12 protein-coding genes are annotated in these 13,956 nt (G+C 49.4%); 3 read left to right on the forward strand and 9 right to left on the reverse strand.

Annotation, left to right across the window (positions count from 1 at the left end; genetic code table 11):
- Positions 1 to 318 precede the first annotated feature (318 nt).
- A complete protein-coding gene (locus BUB38_RS04405; RefSeq protein ID WP_073157933.1) occupies positions 319 to 756 on the reverse strand; it encodes a hypothetical protein in 438 nt (145 codons plus the stop codon).
- 95 nt (positions 757 to 851) lie between these two features.
- Here BUB38_RS04405 and mltG point away from each other — a divergent pair, with 95 nt between their 5' ends.
- Together mltG and BUB38_RS04415 are read left to right on the forward strand one after the other, a co-directional pair.
- Entirely contained in the window at positions 852 to 1,859 is a 1,008-nt protein-coding gene (gene mltG / locus BUB38_RS04410) for an endolytic transglycosylase MltG (RefSeq protein ID WP_249269441.1), read from the forward strand.
- A 75-nt stretch (positions 1,860 to 1,934) separates the two neighbouring features.
- Complete coding sequence (locus BUB38_RS04415; protein ID WP_073157610.1) at positions 1,935 to 3,260, forward strand: MATE family efflux transporter; 1,326 nt, start codon at positions 1,935 to 1,937, stop codon at positions 3,258 to 3,260.
- Positions 3,261 to 3,303: 43 nt separating this feature from the next.
- Here the strand turns inward: BUB38_RS04415 and BUB38_RS04420 are convergent, their stop codons facing one another.
- From BUB38_RS04420 to BUB38_RS04455, 8 genes are all read right to left on the reverse strand, one after another.
- On the reverse strand, positions 3,304 to 5,751 hold the full coding sequence (locus BUB38_RS04420) for a patatin-like phospholipase family protein (protein WP_083541918.1): 2,448 nt from the start codon (positions 5,749 to 5,751) through the stop codon (positions 3,304 to 3,306).
- Complete coding sequence (locus tag BUB38_RS04425) at positions 5,723 to 6,727, reverse strand: ATPase, T2SS/T4P/T4SS family (RefSeq protein WP_073157616.1); 1,005 nt, start codon at positions 6,725 to 6,727, stop codon at positions 5,723 to 5,725. Before BUB38_RS04425 ends, BUB38_RS04420 begins: the two co-directional genes overlap by 29 nt.
- A gap of 12 nt (positions 6,728 to 6,739) precedes the next feature.
- The gene (locus tag BUB38_RS04430; RefSeq protein ID WP_083537908.1) at positions 6,740 to 8,350 is read right to left on the reverse strand and encodes a type IV pilus twitching motility protein PilT; all 1,611 of its coding nucleotides are present in this window, start codon (positions 8,348 to 8,350) and stop codon (positions 6,740 to 6,742) included.
- Positions 8,347 to 9,150 carry an ABC transporter permease gene (locus tag BUB38_RS04435; protein WP_073157621.1) on the reverse strand — a complete coding sequence of 268 codons (804 nt, stop codon included), beginning with the start codon at positions 9,148 to 9,150 and terminating at the stop codon, positions 8,347 to 8,349. Before BUB38_RS04435 ends, BUB38_RS04430 begins: the two co-directional genes overlap by 4 nt.
- Entirely contained in the window at positions 9,137 to 10,048 is a 912-nt protein-coding gene (locus BUB38_RS04440; RefSeq protein WP_073157624.1) for an ABC transporter ATP-binding protein, read from the reverse strand. The genes BUB38_RS04435 and BUB38_RS04440 overlap by 14 nt, the downstream gene beginning before the upstream one ends.
- 12 nt (positions 10,049 to 10,060) lie before the next feature.
- A complete protein-coding gene (locus BUB38_RS04445) occupies positions 10,061 to 10,324 on the reverse strand; it encodes a hypothetical protein (protein WP_073157627.1) in 264 nt (87 codons plus the stop codon).
- 210 nt (positions 10,325 to 10,534) lie between these two features.
- A complete protein-coding gene (locus BUB38_RS04450; RefSeq protein WP_073157630.1) occupies positions 10,535 to 12,202 on the reverse strand; it encodes a putative transporter in 1,668 nt (555 codons plus the stop codon).
- Positions 12,203 to 12,235: 33 nt separating this feature from the next.
- Positions 12,236 to 12,766: an FISUMP domain-containing protein gene (locus tag BUB38_RS04455; RefSeq protein ID WP_073157633.1), complete on the reverse strand. Its 531-nt coding sequence runs from the start codon at positions 12,764 to 12,766 to the stop codon at positions 12,236 to 12,238.
- Positions 12,767 to 12,996: 230 nt separating this feature from the next.
- Between BUB38_RS04455 and BUB38_RS04460 the strand changes: the two genes are divergently transcribed.
- The gene (locus BUB38_RS04460; protein WP_073157636.1) at positions 12,997 to 13,887 is read left to right on the forward strand and encodes a LysR family transcriptional regulator; all 891 of its coding nucleotides are present in this window, start codon (positions 12,997 to 12,999) and stop codon (positions 13,885 to 13,887) included.
- The last annotated feature ends 69 nt before the right edge of the window (positions 13,888 to 13,956 follow it).

Raw genomic sequence — 13,956 nt, forward strand, 5'->3', positions numbered from 1 at the left:
CGCCTCCAGAATGAAAAAAGCCCCGCTTTTTTCAGCAAGGCGTTTTTAGGGGCTTTTGGAATTCCCCTTTTCAAGACTACATCATTTGACGGCTGGGTGGGAGTCTGGGGGCGGGTCTGCGCCCCGCCTCCAGAATGAAAAAAGCCCCGCTTTTTACAGCAAGGCGTTTTTAAGGGCTTTTGGAATTCCCCTTTTCAAGACTACATCATCTGACGGCTGGGTGGGAGTCTGGGGGCGGGTCTGCGCCCCGCCTCCAGAATGAAAAAAGCCCCGCTTTTTACAGCAGGGCGTTTTTAAGGGCTTTTGGAATTCCCTTAATTAGTTTTCGTTGTTGCGCATTTCGGTCTGTTCGCGGTCCATAGTGTGCTGGAGGTATTCCTTGAAGTCACGGTCGATGTTCACGCCGTCGAAGTCAAGGTCATCGTTTTCCAACACGAACACTGCAGACGGGTTATCGAGCCATCCGACCACGTCCACGCCTTCGAGCTTCATGGACTTATCGCCAGCAGCCTGAGCAACGTATTCGATCTTGGACTTAGCGACCCAACCCTGACCGCAAGAACCCTTAACGAGCACTTCGGTATCACCATCCTTAACGATGGTCAGTTCTTCGTTGAAGCCAGCGGTACATACAACAGCGCCGCCATCCTTTTCCTTGGTCAGATCAACGTCGCCAAGCTTGGACTTCACCTTCTTACCTGCGGCGAAAGACATTCCGACCATCAGGGCAAGAGCAATCAACAATACCTTCTTCATATTCTTCCTCAGAAACAGGGTAAAATTCAATTATGCGATAGGAATATACCTTTTATTTTTCCCTTTTGTCATAATTTCTTTTAAATTTTTGCCGTATGAAGAAGATTTTACTTTGTTTTACCCTAATTTTGGCCCTCGCAGCCGGTTTTGGAGCCTATTCCATCAACTCTAGACTCCAGGAAACGGCCCAAAACAAGACTTTAACCCTTATCGAAGTGCCCAAGGGCAGTTCCCCCACCAAGATTTTCCAGATTCTGCAGAAGAACGGAATCTGGTCTGATGAACTGGCATTCAAGATCATCTGCCACAAGCAGAAGCCCAATCTCAAGGCCGGTTGGTTCGAAATTCCCGCAGGTCTTACCCTTCCCCAGGTCCTGGCCATTATCGAAAGCGGCAAGAACGCCGTAAAAAAAGTGACCATTCCCGAAGGCCGAGCCAGCTGGGAGATTCCCGCATACCTGAAAAAGGCATTCCCCAACCTGGACGAGGACCGCTGGAACAAGTTGGTCCAGGACCCGAAGTTCGCCCAAAGCCTGGGCCTCGAAGCCAAGACTCTTGAAGGCTACCTGCTCCCCGACACCTATCCCTTCGCCATGGACGCCAACGAAGAGACAATTTTGAAGCAGATGGTTGCCGCAAACCTGAAACTCCGCGACGAAATGCTCAGCAAGCCGCAGGCCATGTGGAAAACCCTGGGAACCTGGCACCGTGTTCTTACCCTGGCCAGCGTCGTAGAAGAAGAAACCGGCATTCCCGAAGAACGCCCCCTTATTGCAGGAGTCTTCCACAACCGCCTCCGCATCGGCATGCCCCTGGGCGCCGACCCCACCGTGAGGTTCATCTTCAAGAATCTGACCGGTCCCATCTATAAGAGCCAGTTGAACAGCGACAGCCCCTACAACACCCGCAAGTTCAAGGGACTGATGCCCGGCCCCATCTCCAACCCCGGACGCAAGGCCATCTACGCCGCCCTGAACCCGGCAAAGACCGAAGCCCTCTACTTCGTGGCCAAGGACGACGGCTCCATGACACACTTCTTTAGCAGCACCCTGGCAGACCACAACAAGTACAAGGACGTCGCCGCAAGAAACAGAGGCGAATAAGTCCCTACACAATTGTAAACACAATTCCCTTTTCACCCGCTAGCAATGGCCTCACGCCATTGCTACGTTTGTTATATGCAAGTCAAAGACCGCTCCCTGCTCAGCCTATCATGGCCCCTGTTCCTCACATTTGGAATCGCCACATTCCAGCCCATGATGGACAGTTGGTTTCTCTCTAGAACTTCTGAAACCGCGGCGGCAGGCGTAGGAGCCCTCGGTCCCCTGCTAGGAGCGTTATTCATGGCCATTACCGCGTTCTCCCAGGCGGGCGCAAGTATCGCTTCCCAGTTCCTCGGGGCAGAGCGCCCCCGTCAGGCAGGCACCACCCAGACCATGGTCCTCATAGGGAGCATCCTGCTGGGCATCGCCTTCATGCTCATCATCATCCCCCTAGAAGGAAACATCGTCCGATGGATGGGACTCTCCGGAGAGGCTGCCGGATACGCCCAGGAATTCCTTCACGTAGTCGCCTTCGGTTTCGCCTTCAGGTCCCTGCAGACTACACTGACCGCCCTCATAGCTACCAATGGTCTAACCACCTGGAACTTGCTTGGAAACATTATCACCATCATTTCCAATGCGGCCATGAACGTCGTATTCCTGAACGGTTACTTCGGACTTCCCTGCATGGGCGTAAAGGGCGTGGCACTAGCCACCATGCTTTCCTGGGCGATTTCCTCTGGCATCCTGTTCTGCATCTTGCGCTATAAGGTTCACCATAAAATTAGACGTACCGATTTTAAGCGTTCCCGTATTATCCTTCCTGATTGGATCCGTATCGGTTTCCCCGCAGCCGTGGAGCCGGTCAGTTTCCAGATGTTCCAGGTAGTCCTTACAGCCATTATCGTTCACCTGGGAATCGTGTCCATGACCGCACGAATTTTCAGTGCCAACTTCGCCATGTTGGCGGTAATCCTTAGCGTGGGTCTCAGCAGCGGCAACCAGATTCTGGTGGCCCATCTGGTAGGAGCCCACGATTACCAGATGGCCAACCGTCGACTGCACCAGAGCCTTATTGCAGGTTGTTCCAGCGGGCTCATCGTCGCTATCATCGTCGCCCTCTTCGGAACAGAGTTGCTATCCCTCTACACCAACGACCCCGAGGTTCAGAGACTGGGCAAAATCTGCCTGTGGTGCGACGTTCTGCTGCAGCCGTTCAAGGCAGCCAACATGACCATAACCTCAGCGCTCCGTGCTTCAGGAGACTCCAAGTTCCCCGCCATCGTAGGCACCGCCATGATGTGGACTTGCGGCCTGGGAACCGCACTATTCCTCGGATTCACTTTAGAACTGGGCCTTGCAGGAATTTGGTTAGGCATGGCCGCCGACGAATGCTACCGCTCCATTGTCAACTATATCCGCTGGCGCGGCGGAAAGTGGAAAAACTTCGGCGTTGTATAAAGCAAAAGGGTCTCTCGCGAGACCCCTTTTTTACGTCATACATTTAGAAAGAATAATTGCCGACACGGATAAAGTAACTGTAATCCGACAGATTCCTCAACTCTTTAAACGAATCCTTGTCAACAATTCTATTCAATCCCATATACAGGACCATTGACTTGTAGACGAACCTTACCGCAGGTTCAACCACAAACTTATCTACATCAAGTTCTGCCAAGGGGCTGTCTTCAAAGTCATGGTAATAAGCAGCAAAAATCCAGGCACCTAGATGTTTTCCATGGACTCCACCATTAGCTCGCAACATACCATATTCGTGGGAAGACAACTCACGGTTATACCATTCCGTCGACCAAGGGGTTGCCTGAGCATGCAGACGGTAAGCCAAATCCAGCGGGCCGCATTCGAACGACTTGGGGGAAACATAGCCGAAACCATCTTCGTGATAGCGTTCAATTCCACCGGCAACACCAATACCCAGCGATACGTTGGGGTGAGGCGAATAGACCAGGCGACCATCAACAAGAATCTTCCAATAGATCGGCACAAGGTCCATGATGTCAAATCGATAACCGATAGATTCCATACCAGCCATCACATCAACACCGGCACCATCTTCAGCAAACCACCCAGATTCACCAGACGATTCATAAGAGTAATGAAGCATGGGAGAAACCGGGTATGTTACGACTTCACCATTTCTATAATGCAAGGTGTCCAGCTCATAGGTCCTGCTTCCAAAAAGAAATTCTGCAGCAATCTTCTGGCGAGAATCTATTTCGTAATACATGGACAAGTTCAGATCCATACGTTCTTCATGGCCGACTTTTAAATTCCAGGGAAGACTGTTGTAATATGACCGCAGCGGTTGCAATCTAAGGAAAGCGAAATCCAGAGAAACGCCCCAACCGAGTCCCAACAATTTGGAAATATCAAGACGAGGCATCACACCATAGGAATTTCCACCCCAGAATCCAGCCAGAGTCAATTGCAGTTCCACATGATCAACATAGCGAACAGAGCCTTCGGCATAGGCTTGGGGGCCAACTACGTTCGAGCCAAAACCGCCCACAGCAAGATCAAAAGTCGGATGCGATACCGTCTCTACAAACAGATCCCCCGTTGCACCCATAAAGAAATCCAACGAGTCATAAGCCGGATTTTTCAGAATAGCTCCGGCAAAATTACGAGGGCCAGCCAAACCCGTATCCGCCTCATTCCAGTAAGACCGCACAGCTGCATGAATAGACGAACGTAAACTGTCTAGCGACGGAGAAAAACGGAACCAGGATTTTGCAGCCGGTCTACGTCCATTCCCATAATCCACCTTGCGGGAGGACAACGCCGGGTGAGAAGTACGTCGCTGTTCTACAGCAGAAAAACCCGCCTGAATCCAGGCATTACGAGAAGTGTCAGAAATGGCATGGGAGCGAATTATCACCCCCGGCTGATTGGACAGCTGCGCAGATTCCATCTTACGAAGCAACCGATTCCGCACATCTCCGACAGGGGGATTTCTAAGAGGATCCGCAACAACGATAATAGACAATTCATCTAACCGATCTTCTGCAGGCAAGGCGTAAAACGGACAAAGTTCACCGGAAGCCCGCTTAACAGAAACATCACCATCGTTCCACCACAACGGCAGGGACTTTATGATTTCATCAACAGAACCCGAACGAAATTCCGCCGTGGCGTTCTCATCGCAACCCACCAGCGAAAACGGGCGTGCATATTGAATCGGCTGTCGATACAGACTTTCCTGAAACCTCAACTTGGCCAAAGCTCGTCCAGAAGGAACGGAGTCTCTCACAAGGGGCTTTCTATTTTGAACAAGGTGACCGTCATCAGTCCTTGAAACAGAAAATCTTTTTCTCAACGAAGGAATTCCATCTTCCGACAAGGCCCATTCAAAAGCGTCACCACCTTCCTGCGAAAGGCCGGCGGTTTCCGCAGTCAAATTACGTCCCACATAAGGAGCGATGGTAGAGTCCAGCATGATTCTCTGGATTTCATCTGGAGACACCCCCTTCGCCCACAGGGCACCAACCCAGGCGCCCCATGACGTAGCCACGACAGAATCCACAGGAATTCCAAATTCTTCTATAGCATACAGAACACCTAGATGATACCAGGGAGAATGATCTCCACCTCCTAAATACAATACATTCTTGACCGTTTTAGGCAACGCCGGAGTCACCACTGCAGAAGAATCATTCACAATGGAGGCAGACGAAACAGAATCAGACGAAACCGGGCCCGCCAAAGCCGAATCCGTCGCAACGGAATCCATGACCGCGGAACCACGGGAAACAGAATCTACGGAAGAGGAATCCGTAAGAGCCATTTCCTGTGTTTCATCAAAAGGTAGCACGCCTTCCTGAGCGAAAGCATCCGCTCCACCCCAAAAGGACAACGACAAAAAGGCGGCAATAAATGCCGCCCCGTTTAAAGAGCAGAATGCGTTAAGCCATGCGCGCAGGGTTAGCCGCATACTTAGCAGCCTCCTCTTGCGTTACATAACCGGCTTTTACTAATTCCACAAGGCAGTCATCCATCAACAACATGCCGTCAGCGGCAGAGGCCGCAATAATCGAGGGCAGGGTATAATGTTCGCCATTACGGATTCTTGATGCCACGTTCTGAGTACCGTAAAGAATTTCCCATGCAGGAACAGCACCATTACCTTCTGCGGCAGGAACAAGACGTTGCACGACAACGGCCTTGAGAACTGAAGCCAACATGTTACGAGCCAACCCGCGATTTTCCGGAGTTTCCGAAGAAAGCAGAGCCTCCAGCACGCCAACCGTATTGCCCGCAGAAACATTAAGGACAACCAGGGCGCCGGCTTCCGCAGCTTTCAGAATAGGAATCAAGGACATGCCTTCAAAATCCCCAAGCCAAATCAAATCAGTGCCGCTACGAAGTGCCTGGGCAATCTTGCTCTGGACATCACCTCGGGAGTCTTCAAGCACAAGGCTGTCGCCTCTTTTTACCTTCAGCTCTTCCTTGGGATTCAAAAGGCTAACACGCAAAATTTTGGATTGGCACAAGGCAGACACATAAGCGGTAGCTGTAGTTGTCTTGCCGCTACAGGCGGGACCGCCAAACACAACAAGACCGCCACTCAAGCTGAGAAGGCTTGACAGCATTTCAGGAACGCCAAGGGCAGAAAAATCCGGGCAATCCTCAAGAACGGGGCGGAACACCGCCGTATTCCCGAGAGCGGCACGGCAGTAGCGAACTCTCCAGCGGGAATTGCACCAGGGGCCACCAAGAATCGTTCCGGACTCTCCGTCCATAGATCCCAAAAATTTTCTAAGCGTTCCAAATTCCGTTGCCGGAGCATCGGGAATGGCACAAACCTTGCCAGCCAGGCGAACCGCAGCAGGAGCACCTTCGGTAACAATCACTTCACTAGCTCCGACCTGCAGAGCGTAATCCAACAGAGAATCAATTTCTGTAGCCATCACAAACCTCCATTAATTTGTCGGACGATAAGAAGCGAAACGACGACTATCGCAAGCACGTTTCCAAGCTTCTGCACCTTCAATGTAACCAGATTCAACGCACTTCTGCAAGGAATCATCCAAGGTAATACCCTGATCCTTCTGGCTCGAGATTGCCGCAGCCACCTGAGACACATCACCACGGCGTAACAAGTTGGCCATGGGAGAAGTCATCTTCATCGCTTCTGCAGCCAGGATCAAACCCTGATTCTGGACGATGGGAATCAAGTGCTGAACGATAACACCCTTAAGCTGGTCAGCCAGAGTATTGGCAAAAGCAGTACGGTTGCTTTCGGGAACAGAAGACAGTAATCGAGAAAGCAGGGCGTGTACATTATTGCCATCCGTTACGGCAAACACCAGAGCGCCAGAATTAGAGGCACGCAACAGCAAGTCCAGTTCCTCGGCTGTTTCCAGGTGATCAAATAAAATTACATCGGCACCGCTGGCCATGGCGAGTTCAACGCCTTCAATACCAGAACGCACATGGAGTCCCACTTCACGTTGAGCGATGGCACCACGAGGATTCTCCAGGAGACGTTCAATGGGCTTTTCAATCGTCTGGATGTATACATCACGGTTTGCGGCAATAGTCGACGCAAAAGTCGTCATGGTCGTGGAACGACCACTTGCTGCAGGGCCCGCAATCAAGACAAGACCGCTTGTCAAATCCGCAAACTGGTTACAGAATGCCGGCAGATACAAATTCTCAAGGCTTGCAACTTCCGAGGGAATCACGCGAATGGAAATGCTAGGCGTGGTTCCGTTCCAGGTAACCGTAATGCGGGCTCGACCAGCACCCGCAAGACCAATAGTCTTGCTGAAGTTCTTGCCGACAATAATCTTGTAACCGTCAGAGAAACCCACAACAGCTTCATTCAGGCGGTCGTTGATGCGATCCAGATCCAGAACAGCTTCCGACGCAACGAACAGCCCACCAGATTGACGCATCACAACGGGACGGTTTGCAAACAGGTAAATATCCGTCGCATTAAACTTTCGGGCGAACGCAATCAGCTGAGACAAATTCGTCATTGGACGGATGGTCTCGGGAGCTTCAACTGCCTTACCCTCTCCAGTAGCCACGGCAAAACGAGCCGGCAACTTGCCATCATCCTCATCTTCGGCATTTTCATCATATTCTGTCTGAACCTGCACCGTGCTGATACTAGTAGCCTCAAGCCCCGTCACAGTCTCCACTTCCATATTGGTCGTAGAAGTCGTTTCTCCGTAAGGATTATTGCCTTCAATCTGAAGACCACCGGCATCATCCGAGGCAGAAGCAGAAGATTCACCAGGCTTCGAAGCCATAGTCCGCATAGACGGTGCGGAAACCTTCGCCGAGGTTGAAGATGCGGGAGCTTCCGCAGCAGGCGCAGCAGCATTTTCGGCAGCAGCCTTGGCTTCCAAATTCTTGACGAAGGCCAAAAGTTTGATGTACACAGGAGGCTGCAATACCCCGGCATCAACCAATACCTGGCCAATATCCTTCTTGTCTGTAATTTCGCCCCAATGGGCCTGAATCTGAGCCTCGGACACCACCTTATTGTGAACGAGGACCTTTGCCATATACTGATTTCTCATAGGAAATCCCTCCGGCTAAACCACCAGCTAGCGATGGCCAAGAAAACACCCACATAGCCAACGGCGTACACAGAATTCCAGAATACATACATATCCGGAAGAGCCACGCCATGAACCACGTAACTTGTAACATTATAACGATAAAGGCCCGGGAAAACCGCGTGAATGACAACGGCAGCCTTTTCGAAAACTGCAGTAGAAGCCCCACTCATCTCGCCCATACGGCTAGCAAAGCGGACCTGTTCCAAAAGCTGATTGCTCAAGTGTCCCGCAAAATAGACACCCAGGGTAAACAGGGCGCTAAGCACAGTGCTGCTAAAGCTGCTGAACAACAAGGCCACCGCAATGACCACAGCCATCTCGCAGAAAATCAGGTAGATCGCAGTAAGCAGACTCAAAGTCGGCTCAGACCCGGTAGCCAGAAGCATCAGATAATAAATGCAAGTCAGGAGAGCCAGATGCACAGCCACCACAGCCAGCAGCCCAAAGTACTTGCCAACAATAAAGGAGGCTCGACTAATGGGCTTAGACAACAAGGTCAACACCGTACGTCCCTTGATTTCCTTCTGCACCAGGCTGATACCCACAAAAATGGAAATCAGGAGACCAGAAAGGCTCATAACAGAAAGGGTTGTAGACTTGATCACGTAAGAGCGGTCAAAAACAGACCATTCACCAAGCACAATGCTGAACAAGGTGAGCGCGATAGCCAAGAAACCGATATTATAAAGAATCTTGTCGCGAATGGATTCGCGGAAGGTATTGAGGGCAATAACGCCAATATGCTTAAACGTCTGCACGGGCAATCTCCTCTGTCAAAATATCTTCAAGACTGGGGCGCTTGTGTTCCATGCGTTCCACAGCGATTCCCTTTTCTAGGCAGTAGCGCAAGAGGCGATCACGAGCGGCATCATCAGCACAAATGCATTCCTGAGGATGACCTGCAGGGGTTACGCCCTCGGGCAACTCCGACTGGAGGATACCCTGACGGGTACGAACGTGGTATTCAACGCCGCAAGATTCCGTAATCTCGTCTACGGTACCTTCACGAACAATCTTACCATCTACAATCATGGCCACACGATGGCTGATACTTTCCACATCGCTGAGCAAGTGGCTGGAGTAGAAAATCGTCACCCCATCCTGGTTCAGCTGCTGGATTGCACCACGAACGTCACGACGGCCCATAGGATCGAGGCCGCTCATAGGTTCGTCCAGAATCAAAAGTTTGGGCTTACCGAGAATAGCCTGGGCAATTCCTACGCGCTGCATCATACCCTTTGAATATGAACGGAGGCGGCGGTCAATCCAGTCCTTGTCGGCATGCAAAAGTTCCAAGGCCCACTGAATACGCTTATCCAGTTCAACCCCATCCAGACCAACAAGCTTGCCATAGAACTTCAGAAGTTCTCGTCCAGTCAAGTAATCATAAAAATACGGCTGTTCAGGAGAATAGCCCAAAAAGGTACGACTCTTTACATCGCGGGGGCTAATACCGTTCACCAGCACCGTTCCGGAATCAAAATTCAAAAGACCGGTCAGCACCTTGATGGTGGTAGACTTTCCGGCACCGTTAGGGCCAATAAAACCATAAACTTGACCCGGTTCCACAGAAAAGCTTACGTCCTTAAGGGCGAGCTTCGGTTTCATCAAGAAACCACTGCGGTAGGTCTTGTGCAAATTCTCAATTTTTATCATAAAAATCTCAATCTAGTCTCGGGGACCAAAAGCCTTTTCTTCGGCCTCTTCAATCATGCGGCGACGTCGCTCCGCCTTTTCCTTCTTATTGATGACGAAATAAATGGCAGCACCAACAAGATATACCACAACGCCAGAATAGAAAATAGGATTGATCGACTGACCTTCAAGGCCAGGAAACAAATTCAAAATTACACTATGCCCAAACAGGCTTAGCAGTACAAACACGATGCCAAGTCCACGAAGTACATAGGTCGCAATCACAATTTTTCGCATTTTAACCTCAATAACACCGCAATTTGCTTGCGGCTCTTTTCTTCCTTGAAAAATACACTTTTAAAAAAAGGATTGCAAACGAGAACATCCCTGAAATATGGGGAAATCGGGCAAAAAACTGCAAACTGGATAAAAATCCCCGGTCTGCCGCGAGACCGGGGATTAAGGATTTCGATTGGAGGAGAACAAAGAACCTGTTTTCTAGATCCGTCACACGACGCTATAGAGAATAATGGCAAGTACCTGGCCACTCAAAATACGGAGCAGCATTGTTAACGGATACACAGAAGCATAGCCCACATTTACAGCTTCACTTCCAGAAAGGCCATTGGCAAAGGCAAGTGCCGGAGGATCGGTCATGGAACCAGCGATGGCACCGCACAGGCTCAGGTAATTTACCTTGAAAACCAGCTTGCCCACAATACCCGCAACCATCAAGGGGATAAAGGTAATAAGTGCGGCAAGTCCCATGTAGTAAAAACCATCTCCCTTCAGTAACACGTCAAAGAACTTGATACCGGCATTGAGACCGACGCAAGTCAAGAACAAAGTAATACCAAGTTCTCGAAGCATCAAGTTTGCGCTTGCCGCCATAAAGAAATTCAGAGGGCCAATCTTACGAACTCGGGAAAGGATGATGGCAATAACCAGCGGGCCACCAGCAAGACCAAGTTTCAGCGGGGTCGGCATTCCAGGAATGGTCAGGGGAATAGATCCAACGATAATTCCCAGGAAAATTCCAACGAAGGCGGGAATAATTTCGGGATGTTCAAGAGCCTTCAGGGAATCACCCAGGAGCTTTGCTGCAGCATCTATACTTTCGCGAGGACCGACAACAAGAATCTTATCGGCAAATTTCAGACGGAGATCCAGACGACCCGTAAACTTGAATTCACCACGCACGACACGGCTTGCAGTCACACCGAAACGTTCAAGAGCCAGTTCGCCCAAAGATTTGCCCAGGACTTTCTTATTGGTCACAAGGATGCTTCGAGTTTCAAACTTGGAATCGTTTTCGGTAATCGGCTTCGACAGGCGGGTACCGATAATCTTTTCCATTTCGGCAACTGCTTCAGGGAAGCCCACAATGTGGAGGCAGTCGCCCTGCTGCAATTCCACCTTACCGTCGGGCATAGAAACATTGCCGTCGCGAAGGAGACGGGTAATAACAACGCCACTGGAGCGGATTCCCGGAATTTCCTTAATCTTGGAACCCAACAGATTCTTGTTATCCAGAGAAAGGCTGCAAGAAACGATATCCTTGCGGGTCGCTGCGATTTCAGAAGCATAATCATCTGCAGACTTTTGCGGATCCTGTCTGAAGAAGATTCGAATAAGAATCATGACCAGAATGATTCCGAGAACGCCAAACGGATATGCAACAGCGTACCCAATGCCCGTCAGGGATGTGTCTGCCCCGGCCGCGACAAAGGCTGAATTTGCGGCTCCTAGGGAAGGCGTATTTGTGACTGCGCCACAAAGCATTCCAATGAGCACGGGTACGTTGTTATGCATATCCGTAAAGAAGTAAAGGCAGAGGGTGACAATCACACCCATAAGCACAACGCTTACCGCCAAAATGTTAAGTACAAGGCCGTGGCGGCGGATGGAGTCAATAAAACCAGGCCCCACCTGCATACCAATGGTGTAGACAAAAAGAATCAAGCCAAATTCCTGCATGAAGTGCAGAACATTCGGTTCAATGCGCAAGCCCACATGGCCCATCAAGATACCGACAAACAGGGCTCCCGCGCCGCCCAGGCTAACACCCTTGACCTTGATCTTTCCGATCATAAGGCCCACGGCAGCGGTGAAAGAGAGCACAACAACCTGCTGCGCTACAGAAGTACCGATAAAGAGATTAATTAGCCATTCCATATGTTTGATTGTATATTGATAAATGTTTAAGTGCTACTTCTTGATGCAACGAACAGAGTAGGCGATACTCTTGCTGAAATGTTCGTAGGAGATAGAATCATCCTTGATTCGAACCATAGTTCCGCGGGCATCGTCATAAGAATCTGCAGTCCAGAAGCTGGCGCTGACACCTTCATCGGCAAACTTACCGTTACTAGCATAGCGATAACCGGCATTCAAGACATTAAGAACTTTAAGATCAACACCTTCAAAATCTGCCTGAGACGGCAAAGCCCAACCATCGGGACAAATTGTATTGGCGGACTCATAAGGATAGAGACGTCCATACTTTTCGCAGTTTTCATGATTGCTTCCATAGCAGAAGCTAGAATCAGAATCAAAGCGAGCCAGGTTTTCTGCCATCCAGACCTTATTACCAGTCTTTACGGTCTTGTAAGTTTTTTCCTGGCAAGTAAGAGTATTTGCAGACTCATTATAGTTGCAGGCATTGGCCTTGTCGCAGGCGGTGAAGGTAAAGGCGGCAAAGGCTACAACGGCCATGGCAGCAACAAACCTGAGCTTCATAAATCAATCTCCTTAAGAGTTTTTTGACGATTAGAATTTTAAGAGCTCTTTTTACGGCGCCAAATCTAGAATCAACATTCCAGTTTGACTAATAATTTCTTCATATCACATTGATAATTTTTTTTGATGATTACACAAAACTTTCATCAAATTTTATGATATTTCAATAATTAAATATTATCAATTAAAAACCTAGGAAATAGAAGACATAAGTTTTATATTTATTATTGATGGAACTGACTCAGCTTAAATACTTTCTAGAAGTGGCACGCACTGAGCACGTCACTCAAAGCGCAAAAAACCTTTGCATCGTCCAGCCAGCTCTCACCCAAGCCATACACAAATTGGAAGATGAGCTCGGTGTAGCGCTCTTCAAGACATCCGGCAGAAACATCAAACTTACAGAAAGCGGAAAATTCTTTTACGAAAAGATGCTCCCCCTTTACGCCAACATGATGGAGCTGCCCGAACAACTGCGAGCCACAGCCAACAAGCAGAACAACAATGTCAAGCTGAACGTTCTTGCGGCATCAACATTAATTACAAATGCCGTCATTGAATACAAGCAGAACAATTCCGACATAAACGTAGACCTTATCCAAAATGAAGAAACAAACATTTTCGACATTTGCGTAAGGACATACGCCACCTACAAACCGGAACTGGATAATACAAATAGCGACAAGACTTTCGTCCATTCCGAAAAAATTTTCTTGGCCGTTCCCAATACAGCCCAATACAAAAAGCTTAGTTCCATTTCCCTTCTCGATCTAAAAGATGAAAAATTCATCAGACTCTACGGATCCAAGCAATACCGCAAAATCTGCAACGAGCTTTGCGACAGAATCGGCTTCCACGCCAATGTCACTTTTGAAAGCGACAACGCAACCGCAATCAAGGAAGCTGTCGCCGCAGGTATCGGAGTGGGATTCTGGCCAGAACTTTCCTGGGGAAAGATGGATCACAAAAAGATTAAGCTCCTTGAAATTACGGACACCGAATTCAAGCGAGATATCGTGGTTTCCTTGCGACGCAACAAACAGGACAATTCCAAGACGGAACAATTCTACAACTTCTTGACGAAATACATTCAGCAGAAGCAGACCCGCAAACGGAAATAGCAAATCGTTCAAACAATCTCATCCAAAAAAAAGTGCTCCACCTTGGTGGAGCCTTTTTGATTTTATACA

The organism is Fibrobacter sp. UWH5 (assembly GCF_900142505.1).
Lineage (GTDB): Bacteria > Fibrobacterota > Fibrobacteria > Fibrobacterales > Fibrobacteraceae > Fibrobacter.

Excerpts from the sequence above, each read along its gene's own strand:
- BUB38_RS04440 (WP_073157624.1), bottom strand. The coding sequence starts at position 10,048 with ATGATAAAAATTGAGAATTTGCACAAGACCTACCGCAGTGGTTTCTTG.
- BUB38_RS04455 (WP_073157633.1), bottom strand. The coding sequence starts at position 12,766 with ATGAAGCTCAGGTTTGTTGCTGCCATGGCCGTTGTAGCCTTTGCCGCC.
- BUB38_RS04425 (WP_073157616.1), bottom strand. The coding sequence starts at position 6,727 with ATGGCTACAGAAATTGATTCTCTGTTGGATTACGCTCTGCAGGTCGGA.
- BUB38_RS04420 (WP_083541918.1), bottom strand. The coding sequence starts at position 5,751 with ATGCGGCTAACCCTGCGCGCATGGCTTAACGCATTCTGCTCTTTAAAC.
- mltG (WP_249269441.1), top strand. The coding sequence starts at position 852 with ATGAAGAAGATTTTACTTTGTTTTACCCTAATTTTGGCCCTCGCAGCC.
- BUB38_RS04430 (WP_083537908.1), bottom strand. The coding sequence starts at position 8,350 with ATGAGAAATCAGTATATGGCAAAGGTCCTCGTTCACAATAAGGTGGTG.
- BUB38_RS04405 (WP_073157933.1), bottom strand. The coding sequence starts at position 756 with ATGAAGAAGGTATTGTTGATTGCTCTTGCCCTGATGGTCGGAATGTCT.
- BUB38_RS04450 (WP_073157630.1), bottom strand. The coding sequence starts at position 12,202 with ATGGAATGGCTAATTAATCTCTTTATCGGTACTTCTGTAGCGCAGCAG.
- BUB38_RS04445 (WP_073157627.1), bottom strand. The coding sequence starts at position 10,324 with ATGCGAAAAATTGTGATTGCGACCTATGTACTTCGTGGACTTGGCATC.
- BUB38_RS04460 (WP_073157636.1), top strand. The coding sequence starts at position 12,997 with ATGGAACTGACTCAGCTTAAATACTTTCTAGAAGTGGCACGCACTGAG.
- BUB38_RS04415 (WP_073157610.1), top strand. The coding sequence starts at position 1,935 with ATGCAAGTCAAAGACCGCTCCCTGCTCAGCCTATCATGGCCCCTGTTC.